Source organism: Helicobacter sp. 11S02629-2 (genome assembly GCF_002272875.1).
Taxonomy (GTDB): Bacteria; Campylobacterota; Campylobacteria; order Campylobacterales; family Helicobacteraceae; genus Helicobacter_I.
The window spans coordinates 16,955-34,991 of record NZ_MLAN01000007.1; the positions used below are offsets into that span (position 1 = coordinate 16,955).

Below are 18,037 nucleotides of genomic sequence, written 5' to 3' on the forward strand. Positions count from 1 at the left end.
TCCTAGCCTTTAAAAATAGTATCTAAGATGATAAAGATTAAAAATACAAAGCCTAGATAACCATTAGTCACAAAAAAAGCTTTTGGGATATTTTCTAGATTCTTAGCTACTAAGTAGTGCTCATATAAAAGCATCAATATACTAAGTATAAGCCCTATGTAAGCAAAGATTCCGCCACCATAGCTAGCTATAAAAGCTATCCAAAAGATAACTGTTAGCACATGGCACACCCTTGATATAAGTAAAGACTTTTTAAGTCCAAAATAAGACGGTATGGAATAAAGCTTTTCTTTTTTATCGTGGTTTATATCTTGTATAGAGTATAAGATATCAAAGCCAGCCACCCAAAAAAGCACACCTATAGCTAGATAGATACTCCAAAGAGGTATATCTCCTAAAACTGCTATAACGCCTGAAAGTGGTGCTAAGCCAAGACTAACTCCCAAAACTATGTGGGCTAGATAACTAAAACGCTTTACAAAGCTATAAAATCCCAAGATGATGATAAAAGGAAAGGATAGATAAAAAGCAAGACTATTAATAAAGTAACTATCAACTATGAAAATAACTACATTTACTATACAAAAAAGCCCTATTGCACTCCTACTTATCCTACCATCTACGCTAGGGCGTGACATAGTCCTTGGATTAGTCTTATCTATATCATAATCTAAGAATCTATTAAACGCCATAGCAAAGTTCCTAGCTGTAATTAAAGCTATAACGCATAAGATTAATAAGCGCCAGCCAAACCACGGCGTGCCATTTAACTGCTTGCTTGCTACAACTAGCGATACTAGTATAAAACTTGCACTAAAGATAGTGTGTTTAAAAACTACTAGCTCGCTAAAGTTATTAATCGCTTTTTTAAGACCTACTAGCATAAACTTATAAAAAGCCCTTACTTCATGCCAAGAGATAGCAGCTTTTTAAGACCATCACTTACTGTTATATCAGCATGCACTAACTGGTCTTTATGCACACTTAGCAAAAAGCCTGAAGTTGGGTTAGGAGTAGTAGGCACAAAAACCCAGTAGTAGTCCCCTTCTTGCTTTGTTATAAAACCCATAAGTCTAGTACCCACTAAGTCTACATAAGCCACACCTAAGTAAGCCTCTTTTGCATTCCCAGTAAACATACCAACCATGTCTTTTAAAACGTGATATATACTCCCTATCATAGGAATCTTAGACACAGTAAACTCAAAAATCCCCATAAAGAGATTTTTTTGCTTCTTTTCGAACTGATACCCTATGAAAATGATAACTAAAACACTCACTATTAAGATAATAGTAGTTGCTATTATGTTATTAGAAGTAGTATTAAAAACTATTTGCCAAAGACCCTTCACTATGCCAAAAACAAAATTTATAATCCATATCAAAATAATAAATGGCAGAAGGGCTAATATGCCCTTACCAAAAAGTCTAATAATACCCATCTATCAACCTTTATCTTAGCTTATTCGCTTCCTTATGCACTCAACTATATCAAGTCCATCATTCATAGCTATAGCTATAGAGCCGCCATTTTTAAATAGTATATCTCCAACTACAAAAAGATTTTTTGTCGGAGTTTCGTGGTTGCTATCAGCTAGCGGGACGCCATTACTATCAACTTTGATTCCACACTTATGTAAAAAGTCAAGTGGTGCTACCCCACCTATAGCATAAACTATACGGTCATAAACTTCACTACTTCCATCAGTAAAGTTAACTTTTATACTATCTCTGTCGGCATTACCACTTATGCTTGGAGCTGCTTCAAGGCTAGTTATATCTATACCAAACTTGCCTTTTAGCTTTTTAGAATCTAAAACGCCTTTAAGTGCACTAGCATTAGTATCATTAATCCTAGTAAACTCTGACTTTCTATAGTTTAAAGTAGTATCAGTAAGGTTAGTCAAGTCTACTGCGTACTCAACTGCAGAGTTCCCACCACCAACGACAAGGACTTTTTCACCTTTTTGACAGTCATTAGCATTAAAGTTTATAAACTTTCTAACTGTCGGAGGAAGGGCATAAGTTGGCTTATTAGGCTGTCCCATCTTACCTATACTAACTACTACAAACTTAGCTTTAAAGACTTCATTACTCGCACTTCTTATGACAAATAAATCGCCTTCTTTTTCAACTTTATCAATCTCAGTGTTAAATCTAACATCTATATGATTGCTTGCAACTTGGCTTTCAAAAAGCTCTAAAGTGCTCTCTTTAAAGCCATCACTAAAAGGTATATGACCTCTAAGCTGTACTACTTGGTTTTTATAGTCTTTATCAACGTGCTTATGGGCTTTGTAAAACTTATGTATAGTGCTTAGAATGCTATCAGTTTTTTCAAAAACTATAACGTCTTTTACATCGTATTTTTTACATTCCACAGCCGCAGATATACCTCCGGGACCAGCGCCAATTATTGCTACTTCGTGTACTGTATTTTCTGAATTCATTTTTTATTCCTTGGTTTTGTTGTTTCTGCAAGTTTATTTAAGTCATCTGTGCTATCAAATAACACACCTTGCATCATTTTATCTTTATCGTCAAACTGACCATTTTTAAGCCCCCAGAGAAATGCTATAAGTCCCATGAGACCCATGAAAATTGACATCCCTAGCATTAAAGCTATAACCCAACTACTCAAAGATAACTCCTTAGTGGCATTAAAGTTTAGGATTCTATCATATTTGACTAACTATCAACTTGGATTCTTTTTTGCTTGTAGTTTTCATATTTTGAAGGAGCAAAAATGCAAACTACCCACATAACTCAAGCTAGATATATAGGAGCCCTAACTCCAAGCAATGATGAAAGACAAGATAGACAAAAAACTCACGTCCCACTAGATAGCATCCCTCAAGATGTTTTTGTAAAGTCAAAGTACACTCAAAAGATAGAAAAACTAGGAAATGATATAAAAGGCGGGCTAAATGACATGACTAGCTTTCAAGCCCTTGCTAATAGGCTTCAAAGAGAAGATATCCTTAACTCAGGCGATATGATAGCAGTGAAGTTTTTAAGCAGTCACAGCCCTACTTCAAAGCTAGAAGATTTTGATAAAGTTTTAAGAAATGAAAACTTAAGTGTAGAGATGAGAAGTCTAATAGCTACTCTTATAAACAAACTCCACACTATAAACTACTTACATTCAGGCTTACTAGTTAGTGCTTAAGGTTTTTATAATCAATCTTCCATCTAGTCTTGAAAGAAAGACTAAGATGCAAGCCCAGATAGATGAGTTAGAATCTAATGACTTAGAGTTTATATTTTTTAAAGCAGTTGATGCTAGCAAGGGAGAAGAGGCTGCTTTTAAAAAGTATATAAATGACAAAAAAGCCATACGTAATCGCGCCATGCCTAACACAAAAGGCGAAAACGCCTGCTATGCCTCTCACTTTAGCCTTTGGCAAAAATGCTTGGAGTTAGATGAGCCTATAGTAGTGCTAGAAGATGATATAAGTTTTAATCCCAACTTTTTAGATTCCATAAGAGATATAAAAGCAAGTGGCTTTTCTTATGTGCGTCTTGCCTGCATAGATGAAAAAGGCTTAAAGCCTATAAATAAGCACTTTTACTACACTTTAGAAGATGTAGCAGGTGGGCAAGGCTACTATCTAACCCCACGCGCTGCGCGTGCTTTTAGTGCCATAAAGTACTGGGACTTACCAGCAGACTTGCAGATGGACTATGTCGCAAGACATAAGATTGATAACATCATCTATAAGCCTTTTTCTATAAGAGATGAGCTAGTAGTAGCTACTACTATACCTAATAGATATAGTGTTAAAAAGCCTTTTAAATACAAGCTTATAAGAGAGTTTTTTAGAATCTTTACCCAAAGTAAAAAGGCTATATTCAAGGCATTTTACAAACCCCCAAAATGCAAATAAAGCAGCATCAAGACAAAACAACACTGCCCTACTAGCATTAAAGTGATAGAACTAAGAATCTACCTTAAGACAAAGTCTTTGCAAAAAAGTCTTCTAAGTCTTCCATATAAGAGTGTAAAAGTGCATCATCTTTGCCTTCAAGCAAGATTCTAAGTTTAGATTCTGTGCCTGAGTAGCGGATAAGATGTCTTATGTCTTTAGATTCTATTTCGCTAAGTTTTTTACTTAAGCCTTCTATCTTTTCAAGTGGGACTTTTTTACTAACTGGTATATTTTTTAGAATCTGCGGATATAAGGAGAAAGGATTTAGCACAACATGTGCTTTTTTCTTGCTATCTAAAACCATTGCCATAACTTGCAAGGCACATATTAGTCCATCTCCACTCTGAGAAAAGTCGCTAAATATCACATGTCCACTTTGCTCACCACCAAAGTTTAAGCCATCTTCTTTCATAGCTTGAAGCACATACTTATCTCCAACATTAGAAGAAACTACGTCTATGTTGTGAGTTTTTAAGAAGTCTTTTAAGGCAAGATTGCTCATTATAGTTGCTACTATGGCGTCATTTCTAAGTAAACTTTTTGACTTTAAGTAAGCCCCTAGTGCTCCTATTAACTTATCTCCATGGACTATATTGCCTAAGTCATCAACCACTACTAATCTATCAGCATCTCCATCTAGTCCAAAGCCTATATCAGCCCTAAGATACCTTACTTTTTGACTTAGCTCATAAGGGTGCATGGCACCACAAGATTCATTAATGTTATAGCCATTTGGATGATCATTTATCACAACTACATCAGCCCCTAACTCGCTAAAAACCAAAGGTGCTACCTTATAAGCTGCCCCATTAGCACAGTCTACTACTATGCGAAGACCTTGCAAAGTTAGGTGTTTGGGAAAGGAGTTTTTGATATGAACTACATAGCGCCCTACTACATCATCGATGCGTTTTGAGTAGCCTATCTCCTTGTCAGTTTTAGAGTACTTTAAAAGCTCACTGTGATAGATCTCTTCTATCTTTGCTTCTTTGTCTTCATCAAGCTTAAAGCCATTAGAGTTAAAAAACTTTATGCCATTATCTTCAAAAGGATTATGACTTGCACTTATCATAATGCCCGCATCACAACGCAAATCCTGAGTTAAAAAAGATATAGCTGGAGTTGGTATAGGACCAGTTTGTATGACATCAAAGCCAACTGCTGTAAGACCACTAACTAGGGCATTTTCTATCATATAACCACTTTTTCTAGTATCTTTACCGACTATAAGCTTATTGGTAGATTTTGAAGTTTGTTGGAAGTAAACGCCTGCTGCCATGCCTAGTTTTAAAACACTTAGGGCATTTATATCCCTCCCTGCCTTACCTCTAACTCCATCTGTACCAAAAATCTTCATCTTAACTGCCTTAAGTTGTTTTAAGTTTTTAAAATTCTATCATATTGTGCTACAATCAAGGCTTTTAAACTTTGAAATCACAAGGACTCAGTAATGGCTAATCATGAATCTGCAAAAAAGAGAATCAGACAAACAGAAAAACGCACTATTAGAAACAGATACTACAGAACTCGTATCAAAAACATCCTTAGAAATACTAGAGAAGCTATAGCAAGTGGCGACCTAACTAAGGCAAATGACGCTTTTAAGATAGCAAACAAAGAGCTTCACAAGTTTGTAAGCAAAGGCGTTGTAAAGAAAAACACAGTTTCTAGAAAAGTATCTCGCCTAAACGCTGCTATCAAAAAAATAGCCCAAGCCAGCTAAAACACCCCCAACTACTACATGTTTATAGAGAAGCTAAAGCCAATCATTGCTAGAAGCAAGGAAGTTGAAAACCTCCTTAGCGATCCTACAGTTTTAAACGACATAGAACGTCTAACTGCACTAAGCAAAGAAAAAAGCGAACTAGAAGACATAGCCACAAAAGCAACTTCTTATCTAAAAGTCTTAGAAGACTTAGAATCTTCAAAATCCCTCTTAGAAGACTCCTCTCTAGCTGAGCTTGCTAAAGAAGAGATAAAGGACTTAGAAGCACAAAAAGAGACTTTAGAAAAAGATATAAGACTGCTTTTAATACCAAAAGATCCAAATGATTCTAAAAACATATATTTAGAGATAAGGGCTGGTACTGGAGGGGATGAGGCTGGAATCTTTGTCGGTGACTTATTTGATGCTTATGTAAGATATGCTGAAAGCAAGAAGTGGAAGGTTGAGATAATTAGTAGTAGTGAAAACTCAGTAGGTGGCTATAAAGAGATAATAGCACTTATAAAAGGTGCAGGGGCATACTCTAAGCTAAAGTATGAAGGTGGCACTCACAGAGTTCAGCGTATACCAAAGACGGAATCTCAAGGCAGGATTCATACTTCAGCCATCACTGTAGCCATCATGCCAGAGGTTGATAGTGTGGAAGTTAATATAAATCCAAGCGATTTAAAGATAGATGTGTTTAGAAGTGGAGGGCATGGAGGGCAAAGTGTTAACACTACAGATTCTGCAGTTAGGGTTACTCACATCCCAACTGGCATATCTGTATCCATGCAAGATGAAAAGTCTCAACATAAAAATAAAGATAAGGCATTAAAGATATTACAAGCTAGAATCTATGAAGCGAAACTTGAAGAGCAAAATGCCAAAAACTCAGCTAATCGCAAAAATCAAGTTGGAAGTGGAGATAGAAGCGAGCGTATACGCACTTATAACTACCCGCAAAACCGCTTAAGTGATCATAGGATAGGTCTTACACTTTATAGCCTAGAAGAGATTATGATGGGGGGACTTTTAGACCAAGTTATAGACCCGCTAATCGCCCATTCACAAAGTCTAGCTTTGGGTAATGATAACTCTTAAACTTAAAGTGGCAGATAACTCTTAAAAAGGAGACATTATGGTAATAGATGACAAAACACTAAGTAAGCTTGAAAGTCTAAGCATGATAAAGCTAGAAGATGATAAAAAAGAAGCCTTCAAACAAGACTTAAGTGAAGTGCTTTCATTTATGGATAACTTAAAAGAGATAGATGTAAAAGAGATAGACTGCGAGCTTAAACACTTTACCCCTCTAAGAGAAGATGAAGTCATAGATGCAAACATAGACGTTAGCAAGCTTTCACCTTTTGTAGAAAATGGCTTTTTTATAGTTCCTAAAATCATTGAATGAGTTTAAGACATTTAGCCATTATTATGGATGGGAATGGCAGGTGGGCTAATGCAAACGGAAAAAAGAGAAAAGAAGGGCACAAAGCAGGGGCTTTAAAAGTAAGAGAGATAACTGAGTTTTGTGCTAAAAGAAAGATAACTCATCTAACTTTATATGCCTTTTCTACTGAAAACTGGAAGCGCCCAAAGATAGAAGTTGACTTTTTGATGCACCTTTTAGAAAAGTACCTAAATGATGAGGAAGAAAGCTACATAAAAAATAATATCCGCTTTAGCACCATAGGCGATATCTCTTACCTAAACACAAAACTACAAGAAAGAATCTCCTACTTAAAAGAAAAAACTAAAGACTTTTCAAATCTAACTCAGATTCTAGCCTTAAACTACGGCTCACAAGATGAGATATCACGCGCTGCTCTTTTAAGCTTTCAAAGCATCATAAAAAAGATTAAGCCTTTACCAAAAGAGCAAGCTTTAAGCACCTTAGATTCCATACTTACTAAAGACTTACTTCAAGAACTAATCGATAAAAATCTTGACACTGCTAACATGCCCCCAGTTGACTTACTGCTTAGAACTGGTGGGGAAAAAAGGCTTTCAAACTTTTTGCTTTGGCAGCTAAGCTATGCTGAGCTTTTTTTTACTGATACGTTTTGGCCTGAGCTTAGTGTAGAAGAGCTTGGAAGGATACTAGATTCTTTTGATGAAAGACAAAGGCGTTTTGGCGGTCTATAATCTAGCCTAGCCTTATCTAAAGTCATTACTTAAGCTAGTTTATAAGCACTTAGCCTTAAGCTTTATGGGTCTTAAGCTAGTATTTTTCATAATATCCACCTTATATATTACAAATGCAGCAAGCAAAGCAATGCTAACAATGCCTAGCAACTCTAAATAAATCTACTTTTTAATACAAATCCACTCTAACAACTTAAGAAAATTTCTACTTAACTTAACTAGCAAAATATAGCTTTTTTATCTACTTTTAGTTAACTTATATTTTACTTTTATGTATTAGTGCTTATATAGATATTACTTCTAAGAGAGTAAATATTGACTGATATCAAGGATTTATATGAAATTTATCACTTTAAGGAAACTTTAATACAAAAAAAAAAAAACAATTAGACTTACCCTCGTCACTACTTAGAGAGACTAATAACCGCTCTAAGTACACCAAAACATAATTTTTTACATTTTAAAAGGATGAGGTATGCTAAAAGTTACAAAAATAGTCTTAGCCACTAGTTTAATATTAAGCTTAGGAAGTATAGCTATGGCAGAAGATGGAGTAAGTACTGATACAAGCTCTGTTTCAAAGATACAAAGTGATAGTGATGGTAGCACTAGTACTAATATAAGCAATGATGATGCAAAAAAAGATACTAAAGCAAAAAAAGCTAAAGTTTCTAAGTTTTCTTTAACTCCTAGTGGGGCTAATGATATAAGTGGGCTAAAAGCTCTAGTAGGTGTTGGTATAGGCACTGATATAAGAGCAGAAAAAAATGCAAATGGAGTTACACTAAATACTCCTAAGGCTGGGTTTGATGCTAGGTTAAAACTTGGTGGTGCTGTATTTAAGACTTTAGATAGTAGCACTATAGGCCTTCAAGCAACACTAGGTATAGGGGCTAATGTAAGTAGAAGTTTTGTGCCTCAGTACTCTTTAAACTTAGACTTCATACAAGCCTTTAATGTGGGTAATACTGGATATATCAAGATAGGTTATATAGCTGGTGTTGGTGCTGCTATAAGGACTAATGATAATGTAAATAGTGGAAGTGGTAGTGTTAGTAATAATACTAGTTTAGCAGCTCTAACTGCAGCACAACTTCAAAGTGCTACTAAAGCCTTTGATGCAGCAACTACTGAGGCAAATAATCAAACTACAAAGGCTAATTATGCAAATGGAAGAGTATCTTTGCTAACTGATCAAACAGGCTTACAAACAAATATAGACGCTTTTAAAAGCACTAAACCTGCAGACCTAATAAAAGATCTAATCATAACTCCTAATCCAAGCAAAAATATAAAAAGTGTTTATATAGGAGAAGTGCTAGATGAAAAGGGCAAGCCTCTTACAACAGATCAAGCACTAGCCCTTAGTAAGGAAAATATAGCCAATCAAAATGGCGGTAAAACCCCTGTGACTTTCTTTGCAAAATTAGATCAAAGTGTGCTTGATGGCCTAAAAAGTACCTCTACAAGCCTTAATGATGAAGCACAAAGAATAGTTGATGGGGTAAATGCCACAAGAGGAACTAGCAATTCATTTGATACTTCTAAAATAAGTGATATAAAATCGCTACAAACCTCAGCACAAAGTGCTATAGACACTTATAATGCAGTTATTAAAGCTGAAGCAAGTAAGCTAACTGAGCTTCAAGGTGCAGCAGATACTGCTTTAAAAGATCTTGGATACTATAATAGTGTAATACAAAATCTACAAGATTTAGTAGTCCCTATAAAAATGGTAGTTAAATCAACTGATGCTAAGATCGAAAATCCAAAAGCAGAGCTACTAGGAGTAATAGATACAAATAACGCCCTAGTAACACAAGCTTTAGCTAAAGTGACTGCAGCTGAGAAGAGTGCACAAGATCTATCAACTAAAGCTACTGCTGCCAAAAGTGATCTTGATAAAATAAATGCAGCAGCTACTACTTTAAAGGCTACTTTACAAGGTATAGCAGCCGCACAAACAGCCCTAGCAGCATCAGCCCAAAACAATCTAGAAGAAGCTAAAAAAGCAAAAGATGAGGCACAAAAACTAGCCCTAGCAGCTAATAATACCAAAAAAGAAGCAAGCCAACCAAAGTCTTCTACAGCCACAACTATACTTCCTACTGCAAAACTAGGCGTTATAGCATTTATAGGCACAAGACAGTCTGTGTCTTTAGAGTATCAACACTACTTTGGATTTGCTAGTCAAAACAACTTTAGTAGTAATGAGATAACTCTAAACTACGCTTACTACTTTGGCGGCAAATAAGACATAAAAATAAAAATTAGCTCTCAAGTTTTAGAATCTAAAAAGCTAGCACTTCTTAAGCCTTAAACTTAAGAGGTGTTTTAACTAGGTCTAAGTTAGCATTTTTCGTTGTGTATCTACCTTGCAACAACAAAAAGATACTTTTAAAGTTTAGCGTTGCTATCTTTTGCATACGACTAGCTACTAAAATATAAAAAGTCTTTTTCATAAATACCTTATAAAACTCCCCTAATTGTTTTTTTAGTTGTTGCAAGGTGGAGTTTAAGACTTTATAAATCCTATTTTGCAAATAGCTAATATAGCCCATATTTTCATTTTATTAAAACATAATATTCCTCATCTCGCATCAAGATTGCAATACTTCTACTAGAATCTATTTTTTAAAACCAAACACTAAAGAGTAACTAAATGCTTTTTGAACTAAAACATCAAGATAATAAAGCCCGTGCTGGAGTTCTTCACTTAAGTCATGGTGACGTAGAAACGCCAATCTTTATGCCAGTAGGCACACAAGGCGTCATAAAAGCCCTTGATAGCAAAGATGTAGAAAATCTTAACTGCAACCTAATCCTTGCTAACACCTATCATATGTACTTACGACCCGGAGTTAGCATACTTAAAGACTTTGGAGGCGTGCATAAGTTTGCAAACTTTAAAGGTAACTATCTAAGTGATAGTGGGGGCTTTCAAGCCTTTAGCCTAGGGGGTAATGTTAAGATACTAGAAGAAGGTGTTATGTTTAAAAGCCATATAGATGGCAGCACTCATAAGTTCACGCCAAGTAAGGTACTTGATATACAGTACGCTTTAAACTCAGACATCATGATGGTTTTAGATCATCTTATAGGACTTCCTGCCAGTAAAGATAAGATCTTAGATTCTCTAAAAAGAACTACAAGATGGGCAAAAGAAAGTATAGAGTATCATAAGCTTCAAAAGATGCGTGGTCTTGCTAAAACTAATAATATCTTTGGAATCATGCAAGGAGGCACAGACTACGCCTTAAGAAAACAAAGTGCTAGTGAGTTAGTAGAGCTAGACTTTGATGGCTACGCCATAGGTGGGCTTGCAGTAGGTGAAGGCTTTGAAGCTATGGTGACTACGATAGATTTTAGCTGTGAGTTTTTACCAAAAGATAAAGCTAGATACTTAATGGGAGTTGGAACTCCTAGAGATATATTAGAAGGGATAGAGAGAGGTGTGGATATGTTTGATTGTGTTATGCCTACAAGAAATGCAAGAAATGCAAGCATTTTCACAAGTAAAGGCAAGATAAATATCAAAAATGCCATGCATGCAAAAAGCCATCTACCACTTGATGAAAACTGCAACTGCCATACTTGCTTAAACTACACAAGAGGCTATCTTCACCACCTTTTTAAAGCCCACGAGATAACCTATCACCGCCTTGCAAGTATACATAATCTCCACTTTTATCTAAACCTAGTTAAAGAGGCTAGGAAGGCTATAATGGAATCTAGATTCTTAGAGTTTAAAAAGGAGAAGTTAGCTTCATGGGAAAACTAGATAATGTAAATATCTGCATAGCAGGAGGTGGCACAGGCGGGCATCTAAGCATAGTTAAAGCCCTTGCTAGTGCTTGCAAAGATCTTAATATAAAGTGCATATATATAGGCTCAACTATGGGTCAAGATAAGGCGTGGTTTGGAAAAGATAGCTTAGATAATGCCCTTTTTAGCCAGACTTACTTTTTAGATTCCAAGCCTGTAGTTGGTAGAAATATAATCAAAAAGCTTATCAATTTACTTTTTATCCTAAAAGCAAGCCTACAAGCTAGGAAGATCTTAAAGCAAGAAAAAGTAAGCCACGTTATAAGTGTTGGTGGCTTTAGCAGTGCTCCTGCAAGTTTTGGTGCTTTTATGTATAAGTGCCCACTTTTTTTACACGAACAAAACTCTATCCTTGGGCAGGCTAATAGCGTCTTGGCAAAGAAGGCACTAGCGATATTTTCAAGCTTTCCTTTAAAAGTAGCAGATAAAGAAGTACTTCAAACTAGCTATCCAGTTAAAGGCGCGTTTTTTGATAAGGCACGCACTAGAGAAAGTATAGATTCCATCCTCTTTGCTGGGGGCTCTCAAGGCGCTAAGGCTATAAATGACCTAGCTTTAAAACTAGCTCCTTTACTAGATTCTAAAGGCATAAAGATAGTACATCAAACAGGAAAGCTTGACTGTGAGCGCGTAAAACAAGCCTACTTAGACTTAGACATAAAAGCTAGTGTTTTTGACTTTAGTAATGACATGCCAAAGCTTATGGCAAGCACAGACTTTGCTATAAGCAGAAGTGGGGCAAGCACACTTTGGGAGTTAAGTGCAACTGGCCTCCCTGCCCTTTTTGTGCCCTACCCTTTTGCTGCTAAAAATCATCAGTTTTTTAACGCTAAGTTTTTAGAATCTAAAAGCTTGTGCTTGCTTTATACTCAAGATGACTTAGAGGAAAAAAGTCCTAAGGCACTCTTAGATGAGATTTTAGCTTTCCCCTTAAAAGAGGCTTCAAGCAAGCTTCAAACACTTATACATAAAGATGGCACAAAAGAGATAATAGAGAAGATGTTAGAGTATAAAAAAGCTTAAAACAATTATCAATGGTAATGATTCTATAAATCTCTAGAATCTAAAAATATGAAAAGTAATGTCTATCATGTAGCTAGTGATTCTTTTTTGTAAAATATATACACATTTTACTTTAAAGGATTTACATTGCTTAAAAGGATACTTATGGCACTAGCCTTAACTTCTGGCTTACTACTAGCCAAGCCTAATATAGTCATACTAGCCACTGGTGGCACCATAGCTGGAAGTAGTGAGAGTTCTACTAACTCTTCTTACGCCGCTGGAGTTGTAGGAGTAGACAGACTTATAGCCGCAGTCCCTGAGATAAAAGATATAGCTAATATCAAAGGCAAGCAAGTCTCAAACATAGGCTCACAAGATATGAATGATGCCATATGGCTTAAGCTTGCTAAAGAAGTAGATACCCTCTTAAAGCAAAAAGATGTAGATGGCATAGTTATAACTCATGGCACTGATACCATGGAAGAAACTGCTTACTTTTTAGACTTAGTGGTGCATACTAAAAAGCCTATAGTTTTAGTTGGTGCTATGAGAAATGCTAGCTCTATGAGTAGTGATGGTGCGCTTAATCTTTACAATGCAGTAAGTGTTGCTGCTAATAAACAAAGCTATAAAAAAGGTGTATTAGTAGTGATGAATGATGAGATCCACGCTGCTAGAGAAGCAACCAAAACTGATACTACCTCACTTAACACCTTTGCCTCGCCTAATGCTGGGAAACTTGGCACTGTGTACTATGGCAAAGTTAACTACTATATGCAATCACTTAGAAAGCACACCTATGAAAGTGACTTTAACATAGAAGATATAAAAACACTCCCACGTGTAGATATCATCTACGCCCATCCTAATGACACAAGCGACTTACTAGAAACTGCCGTGAAAAATGGCTCTAAGGCCATAGTCCTAGCTGGCATGGGCGATGGGAATGCTTACCCAAGCGTACTAAAAGCTATGGCAGAAGCGGTCAAAAAAGGAGTTATAGTAGTTAGAGGAAGTAGGACTGGTAGTGGATATGTCGTGCGTAATGAAGAAGTAAATGATGATAAGTATGGCTTTTTAACTAGTGATAATCTAAATGTGCAAAAAGCTAGAGTTTTACTTCAAGTAGCCCTAACTAAAACTAGTGATAAAGAAAAGATAAAAGAGTACTTTAACGAGTACTGATTTATCTTTTTAAGATGCAAGTCTTGCTGTGGCTAATGTTAAATATATCATTGCCACATTAAAAGCAAGACTTAAAAGCAAAAGCTGGAAGCAAGGCTTCCACTTAGCTACATTAAATCTAATTTTAGATTCTATAAATCTATAGAATCTAAAAGCATTTGCTAGGCTACATTAGGAGATAAGTCTACTTTTTAGCCTTTAGCATCTCTTCTCTTTGTTTATCCCACTCTGCCCAAGTTTTAGGTTTTTTATCTTTGGCATCATATAAAGTCTTACCAAGATTTTTATGTCCTACATGTAAGTGGCAATCTGTACACTTCATAGCCTCACTAGTCCCTTTAAACTCAAGATACTTAGTGTGCATAGGAGATACTGGAGAGGTTTTATGATCACTTATACCAGTAAATGCATTTTCATGGCACTTAATACATGCACTATCAAAAGTATAGTGCTCCCTTGCATGCTCTCTATTAGCTAGCCAGTCTTTTTTATCTGGATTGCCAGTTAGTGCGACAAAGGCATCAGTTGCACCACTTTTAGCCTTAGTGAAAAGATAAGATGCTATGCTGCTATGAGATAAGTGGCAGTCAACGCAGTCTACAACCACACCTTTTGGATTGCTAGCTCCATGAACCGTATCAGCTAAGTTAGTCTCTGCTATCTTTCCATCCCAAGCATGGCAGCTTCCACAAAATGGATGGCTTCCAGTTAGATGCACAGCTTTAAAACCACCCCAAATCACGATTAAAACCACTATTACTGTTATTATAACTGTATATACAATTTTTCTTTTTGTAGTCTTCATAGTTTAATCCTTCACTTTGGCATTAGTTTTTTCATAGATTCTTGGTTGTGACACCTTGAACACATGTTTATAGGTTTTTCATCGCTGTGAGATTTATGACAGTTATCACAATCAAGTGCTTCATAGTGAGGGCCAGCGTGGATGTTAAGGTCATGTCCTAGTCCACCAGTATACTCACGTAACTGTTCATAAGTACCATGACACTTTAAGCAGCTCTTATTCATAGCACTTGAGTAGTCTTTTGGATCTTTTTCTAAGTGACAGTCACTACACTTAAGATCAAGCTTTTTGTGGATTCCTTTGATGCTAAAAGCATTTTGACTAAAGTCAGTTACGACTTCACCTTTAGAATCACGCAAAGCGTCCATTATCTTAGAACTAGCGTGAGGATTAGCATTAGCGTTAGCGTTAGTAGTGGTATTAGCGTGAGGATTAGCATTAGCCCCAAGCATAAAACCGCAAGCAAGTAGTGTTAGTAAAAGTAGTTTTTTCATCATATACTCCTTAACTTGTCATATCTTCTTGCCAGTGCAGCCCCAGCTCTTTGCCCAAACAAACAGCAATCAAGCACGGCGTTTGACCCAAGCCTGTTATAGCCATGCCTTCCGCCAGTTACCTCTCCAGCAGCATAAAATCCCGGAATGATTTGTAACTTATCATTATAGACTTCACAATCAATCGTAGTTTTTACCCCACCCATGCAGTGGTGCACTTTTGGCCCCGGACGTGCTGCAAAAAATGGCGGTTTTTCTACCTTGATAAACTTGCCTTTATAATCAGAGAAGTTTCTACCAAACTCAGGGTCTCTGTAGTTTGGATCCTTAGCGGCTGCATCTACAAAGCCGTTATATCTTTTAAGCTGCTCTAAAAATGGCTTTTTGTTGATATGGTAGTAGTCAATTAACTCATCCATAGTTTCAAACTGCTTTACAGCATCAACCATCATGCCTCTTTGAAGCTGGGCTAAATCAACTGTCTTAGTTCCATCTATATCCATGATGAGGACTGGGGGATTCTTGCCGCCTTCATTCATCTTTAATATAGCATCTGAGCCTACCTTTCTATCAGCTATCTCGTTCATAAATCTAAGGCCAGTTTTTGGATTAACCATCATCCCATAAACATAGGCCTTAGTTATCCACCTATAGCCATAGCCAAAGCTACCTTCATCTTGACTAGTAACGTGCATACTTTGAATGTATTGCATATCTACTACTTTTACACCATCACTCATAAGCTTTTCTATAGTGTAGGCAGTAGCCCCAAGGTGGTTAGTAGTTAAAACATCTGGACGAAGTTTTGGATCCATCTTTTGTCTAAACTTTAGATCAGCAGCCCAACCACCAGTGGCAACTATGATGCCGCCATATGCCCTGTAGTACTTAACTTGCCCGCTTTTATTTTCATTTTCATCAAAGCCACGCTCAAAGTTAAACTGATATTTTTCTCTAACTTTAATGCCAACAACCTCACCTTTGGCGTTATAGATTATCTCATCCATAATGACTCTATTTCTAATCTTGCCGCCTTCATCTAGAATCTTTTTTTGCAAAGGTCTAGTTATATAGCTTCCAACACCAGTTGCGTGAGAACGTCTAACTGAGTGCCCTCCACTTCTTCCGACGTTAATAAACTTAACACCATTATCTTTAAGCCACTGAAGTATGACTGGACTTTGATCAACCATTAGCTTAACAAGGGCTGGGTCATTAAGGTTATGTCCACTTTTCATAGTGTCTTGATAATGGAGGGCATGGGAATCTTTTATGCCTTCCCTTGCTTGATCTGGAGTTTCAGAAGCTGCAAGCGAACCCCCACTATAAGCTGAGTTACCTCCTAGATAAGGCATCTTATCTATCATAATGGCACCTTTAACGCCATTTCTAAATAGCGAAAGCATAGCTGCACTTCCAGCATAGCCTGTGCCTACGACGATAGCATCAAAGCTCTCATCCCACCTCGGTACGTCTTTTTCAAACATCTTGCCAAAAGCCATGCTTGGTAGCATTAGCGCTGCTGAGCAGCAAGCAAGAGTTTTTAGTGCACTGCGTCTATCATTCTTAACCATCTTCTTCTCCTTTAGTTAAATTAGAACGTAAGTGAATTATAGTAGTAAAAGAGAAGAAAACTTCAAAAATATATATAAAAACTAACAGAAAGTTAATGAATATTAATAATTAATAATTTTTATTAATTAAAAAGAAGAAAAGTAAATGTTTGAAACTTAATAAAAATAATGCTTATGTTTTATACGATGATTATAGTTATCACCTAAAAAGAAGAAGGCTAAAAGGAGTGGTAAGTAAATGGCAAAAAGGGGTAAAAAGTGGCTTTATTGTAATCTCAAAGTAGAGATAGCATCTCAAAGAGGTGAGTATCTCTTTGAGATGTTACCTTGTTCTAATAAGAAAAGAGGCGATCTTGTCTATTATCAAGTATGTGCTTTTACTGCCATGTTAACACTTAAGATTCCACTTCCAACATAACTAGTGGCAGCATTAAATCACTACATAAAAACTATCATACTCTAAAAGGTATGGCTATAACCTGCTTGTAAGATATAGTTTTTTAGATCTATGGTTCCATAGCTAGTAGAAGGACTGCTTGCATCAGTTTGATCACTTGGCCCTTGTATATTCATAGCTGTAGCAAGAAGAGGTAGCTTAGCACCTATACTAAAAGCAGAAGAGCCAAAGTCTAAATTCACACCAACGTTTACTGGCACGGCTAGACCCACTGCGGTGGCACCATTTATAGAGCCTTTATGATCGCTTGGATTACTTAAGCTTTTTAGCCTAGGGTTTGCCACTAAAGTAGAAGGGAAGACAGCTTTTCCAAAGTCAGTTAAGATGATACTAGGAGCAGCGTGGGCGTCATACTTATAAGAACCACTATAAAAGTCAGCCCCTACGCCCATACCTAAGAAAAAGCCTATATGCTTAGTAGCCTTAAAAGTAAAGTCCATATTAGCAGCTACTAAGTGATTAGTTAAAGTGGCATTTAAGTTAGTATCTGTTTTCACGCTTGAATTAGAATCTAGTGCAATTGGGACAGTAGTTGAAAAAGCTGATAAAGTAGGATCGCTAGCGACAAACTTCTCTGCTAAAGGTAAAAGCGGATCGTTTTCAGAGCTTTTTTTACTTCCATAGCTTTGAGAGAAGTTATAGCTTGCATAGATTCTCATTCCAAACTGCCAGTTAAAATCTTGCTTATAACCCACCTCAGCACCCACAGTGTAGCCTATACCAGAAGTAGGTAGTTGGTCTTTAAACTGCTGGTAATTTGGCTTAAGATTATAGTTAGTGGCAGTTATAGGCACGCCTGCATTAAGTCCTACAAAGACTCCACTTTTGGCATAAACTGCCCCACTTAAAAGCACACCTACACCTAGTAAAACTAAGGGAATCTTACTCATCTTCATAAAAACATCCTTCAA

At 36.6% G+C, this 18,037-nt stretch carries 20 protein-coding genes; 11 read left to right on the top strand and 9 right to left on the bottom strand.

The genetic code is table 11. The features are described from left to right. Positions 1-2: 2 nt before the first annotated feature. The 4 genes from mqnP to ccoS are packed head-to-tail and all read right to left on the bottom strand — an operon-like array spanning position 3 to position 2,640. Positions 3-884, bottom strand: a complete 882-nt coding sequence (gene mqnP, locus BKH40_RS05510; protein WP_095277658.1) for a menaquinone biosynthesis prenyltransferase MqnP — start codon at positions 882-884, stop codon at positions 3-5. A 17-nt stretch (positions 885-901) separates the two neighbouring features. Then, on the bottom strand, positions 902-1,441 hold the full coding sequence (locus tag BKH40_RS05515; RefSeq protein WP_095277659.1) for a DUF502 domain-containing protein: 540 nt from the start codon (positions 1,439-1,441) through the stop codon (positions 902-904). A gap of 15 nt (positions 1,442-1,456) precedes the next feature. Beyond that, positions 1,457-2,449 (bottom strand): NAD(P)-binding domain-containing protein, encoded by a 993-nt coding sequence (locus BKH40_RS05520; protein WP_095277661.1) that lies wholly within the window; start codon positions 2,447-2,449, stop codon positions 1,457-1,459. Beyond that, a complete protein-coding gene (ccoS, locus tag BKH40_RS05525) occupies positions 2,446-2,640 on the bottom strand; it encodes a cbb3-type cytochrome oxidase assembly protein CcoS (RefSeq protein WP_095277662.1) in 195 nt (64 codons plus the stop codon). The genes BKH40_RS05520 and ccoS overlap by 4 nt, the downstream gene beginning before the upstream one ends. Positions 2,641-2,745: 105 nt before the next feature. Here ccoS and BKH40_RS05530 point away from each other — a divergent pair, with 105 nt between their 5' ends. Both BKH40_RS05530 and BKH40_RS05535 read left to right on the top strand, forming a co-directional pair. Beyond that, positions 2,746-3,168: a hypothetical protein gene (locus BKH40_RS05530; RefSeq protein ID WP_095277664.1), complete on the top strand. Its 423-nt coding sequence runs from the start codon at positions 2,746-2,748 to the stop codon at positions 3,166-3,168. Continuing rightward, complete coding sequence (locus tag BKH40_RS05535; protein ID WP_095277665.1) at positions 3,161-3,886, top strand: glycosyltransferase family 25 protein; 726 nt, start codon at positions 3,161-3,163, stop codon at positions 3,884-3,886. Before BKH40_RS05530 ends, BKH40_RS05535 begins: the two co-directional genes overlap by 8 nt. 64 nt (positions 3,887-3,950) lie before the next feature. Here BKH40_RS05535 and glmM read toward each other — a convergent pair whose 3' ends face one another. Continuing rightward, on the bottom strand, positions 3,951-5,285 hold the full coding sequence (gene glmM / locus BKH40_RS05540) for a phosphoglucosamine mutase (RefSeq protein WP_095277667.1): 1,335 nt from the start codon (positions 5,283-5,285) through the stop codon (positions 3,951-3,953). 93 nt (positions 5,286-5,378) lie between these two features. Here glmM and rpsT point away from each other — a divergent pair, with 93 nt between their 5' ends. From rpsT to BKH40_RS05585, 8 genes are all read left to right on the top strand, one after another. Beyond that, complete coding sequence (rpsT, locus tag BKH40_RS05545) at positions 5,379-5,651, top strand: 30S ribosomal protein S20 (protein WP_095277669.1); 273 nt, start codon at positions 5,379-5,381, stop codon at positions 5,649-5,651. An 18-nt stretch (positions 5,652-5,669) separates the two neighbouring features. Then, positions 5,670-6,737, top strand: coding sequence for a peptide chain release factor 1 (gene prfA / locus BKH40_RS05550; protein WP_095277671.1), 1,068 nt, complete (start codon positions 5,670-5,672; stop codon positions 6,735-6,737). A 37-nt stretch (positions 6,738-6,774) separates the two neighbouring features. Continuing rightward, entirely contained in the window at positions 6,775-7,047 is a 273-nt protein-coding gene (gatC, locus tag BKH40_RS05555) for an Asp-tRNA(Asn)/Glu-tRNA(Gln) amidotransferase subunit GatC (RefSeq protein WP_095277672.1), read from the top strand. Further along, the gene (gene uppS, locus BKH40_RS05560; protein WP_095277674.1) at positions 7,044-7,781 is read left to right on the top strand and encodes a polyprenyl diphosphate synthase; all 738 of its coding nucleotides are present in this window, start codon (positions 7,044-7,046) and stop codon (positions 7,779-7,781) included. The genes gatC and uppS overlap by 4 nt, the downstream gene beginning before the upstream one ends. A gap of 475 nt (positions 7,782-8,256) precedes the next feature. Next, a complete protein-coding gene (locus BKH40_RS05565; protein ID WP_095277675.1) occupies positions 8,257-10,035 on the top strand; it encodes a hypothetical protein in 1,779 nt (592 codons plus the stop codon). Between the two features lie 408 nt (positions 10,036-10,443). Beyond that, positions 10,444-11,562 (top strand): tRNA guanosine(34) transglycosylase Tgt, encoded by a 1,119-nt coding sequence (gene tgt, locus BKH40_RS05575; protein ID WP_095277678.1) that lies wholly within the window; start codon positions 10,444-10,446, stop codon positions 11,560-11,562. After that, positions 11,550-12,629, top strand: coding sequence for a UDP-N-acetylglucosamine--N-acetylmuramyl-(pentapeptide) pyrophosphoryl-undecaprenol N-acetylglucosamine transferase (locus tag BKH40_RS05580; RefSeq protein WP_095277680.1), 1,080 nt, complete (start codon positions 11,550-11,552; stop codon positions 12,627-12,629). The genes tgt and BKH40_RS05580 overlap by 13 nt, the downstream gene beginning before the upstream one ends. Positions 12,630-12,773: 144 nt before the next feature. Further along, the gene (locus BKH40_RS05585; RefSeq protein ID WP_095277751.1) at positions 12,774-13,796 is read left to right on the top strand and encodes a type II asparaginase; all 1,023 of its coding nucleotides are present in this window, start codon (positions 12,774-12,776) and stop codon (positions 13,794-13,796) included. Between the two features lie 184 nt (positions 13,797-13,980). Here BKH40_RS05585 and BKH40_RS05590 read toward each other — a convergent pair whose 3' ends face one another. The 3 genes from BKH40_RS05590 to BKH40_RS05600 are packed head-to-tail and all read right to left on the bottom strand — an operon-like array spanning position 13,981 to position 16,669. Then, entirely contained in the window at positions 13,981-14,601 is a 621-nt protein-coding gene (locus tag BKH40_RS05590) for a NapC/NirT family cytochrome c (protein WP_095277682.1), read from the bottom strand. 11 nt (positions 14,602-14,612) lie between these two features. Next, positions 14,613-15,095 carry a cytochrome c3 family protein gene (locus BKH40_RS05595; protein WP_180675142.1) on the bottom strand — a complete coding sequence of 161 codons (483 nt, stop codon included), beginning with the start codon at positions 15,093-15,095 and terminating at the stop codon, positions 14,613-14,615. Beyond that, the gene (locus BKH40_RS05600; RefSeq protein WP_095277686.1) at positions 15,095-16,669 is read right to left on the bottom strand and encodes a flavocytochrome c; all 1,575 of its coding nucleotides are present in this window, start codon (positions 16,667-16,669) and stop codon (positions 15,095-15,097) included. Before BKH40_RS05600 ends, BKH40_RS05595 begins: the two co-directional genes overlap by 1 nt. Before the next feature lie 238 nt (positions 16,670-16,907). Between BKH40_RS05600 and BKH40_RS05605 the strand changes: the two genes are divergently transcribed. After that, the gene (locus tag BKH40_RS05605) at positions 16,908-17,087 is read left to right on the top strand and encodes a hypothetical protein (protein WP_095277688.1); all 180 of its coding nucleotides are present in this window, start codon (positions 16,908-16,910) and stop codon (positions 17,085-17,087) included. Between the two features lie 41 nt (positions 17,088-17,128). Here BKH40_RS05605 and BKH40_RS05610 read toward each other — a convergent pair whose 3' ends face one another. Continuing rightward, the gene (locus BKH40_RS05610) at positions 17,129-18,022 is read right to left on the bottom strand and encodes an outer membrane beta-barrel protein (protein ID WP_095277690.1); all 894 of its coding nucleotides are present in this window, start codon (positions 18,020-18,022) and stop codon (positions 17,129-17,131) included. Between the last annotated feature and the right edge of the window lie 15 nt (positions 18,023-18,037).

Coding starts and splice junctions, on each gene's coding strand:
- BKH40_RS05580 (WP_095277680.1), top strand. CDS start 11,550: ATGGGAAAACTAGATAATGTAAATATCTGCATAGCAGGAGGTGGCACA.
- BKH40_RS05530 (WP_095277664.1), top strand. CDS start 2,746: ATGCAAACTACCCACATAACTCAAGCTAGATATATAGGAGCCCTAACT.
- BKH40_RS05515 (WP_095277659.1), bottom strand. CDS start 1,441: ATGGGTATTATTAGACTTTTTGGTAAGGGCATATTAGCCCTTCTGCCA.
- gatC (WP_095277672.1), top strand. CDS start 6,775: ATGGTAATAGATGACAAAACACTAAGTAAGCTTGAAAGTCTAAGCATG.
- glmM (WP_095277667.1), bottom strand. CDS start 5,285: ATGAAGATTTTTGGTACAGATGGAGTTAGAGGTAAGGCAGGGAGGGAT.
- BKH40_RS05590 (WP_095277682.1), bottom strand. CDS start 14,601: ATGAAGACTACAAAAAGAAAAATTGTATATACAGTTATAATAACAGTA.
- BKH40_RS05520 (WP_095277661.1), bottom strand. CDS start 2,449: ATGAATTCAGAAAATACAGTACACGAAGTAGCAATAATTGGCGCTGGT.
- mqnP (WP_095277658.1), bottom strand. CDS start 884: ATGCTAGTAGGTCTTAAAAAAGCGATTAATAACTTTAGCGAGCTAGTA.
- rpsT (WP_095277669.1), top strand. CDS start 5,379: ATGGCTAATCATGAATCTGCAAAAAAGAGAATCAGACAAACAGAAAAA.
- BKH40_RS05600 (WP_095277686.1), bottom strand. CDS start 16,669: ATGGTTAAGAATGATAGACGCAGTGCACTAAAAACTCTTGCTTGCTGC.
- BKH40_RS05605 (WP_095277688.1), top strand. CDS start 16,908: ATGGCAAAAAGGGGTAAAAAGTGGCTTTATTGTAATCTCAAAGTAGAG.
- uppS (WP_095277674.1), top strand. CDS start 7,044: ATGAGTTTAAGACATTTAGCCATTATTATGGATGGGAATGGCAGGTGG.
- BKH40_RS05565 (WP_095277675.1), top strand. CDS start 8,257: ATGCTAAAAGTTACAAAAATAGTCTTAGCCACTAGTTTAATATTAAGC.
- BKH40_RS05595 (WP_180675142.1), bottom strand. CDS start 15,095: ATGAAAAAACTACTTTTACTAACACTACTTGCTTGCGGTTTTATGCTT.
- BKH40_RS05610 (WP_095277690.1), bottom strand. CDS start 18,022: ATGAAGATGAGTAAGATTCCCTTAGTTTTACTAGGTGTAGGTGTGCTT.
- tgt (WP_095277678.1), top strand. CDS start 10,444: ATGCTTTTTGAACTAAAACATCAAGATAATAAAGCCCGTGCTGGAGTT.
- prfA (WP_095277671.1), top strand. CDS start 5,670: ATGTTTATAGAGAAGCTAAAGCCAATCATTGCTAGAAGCAAGGAAGTT.
- BKH40_RS05585 (WP_095277751.1), top strand. CDS start 12,774: ATGGCACTAGCCTTAACTTCTGGCTTACTACTAGCCAAGCCTAATATA.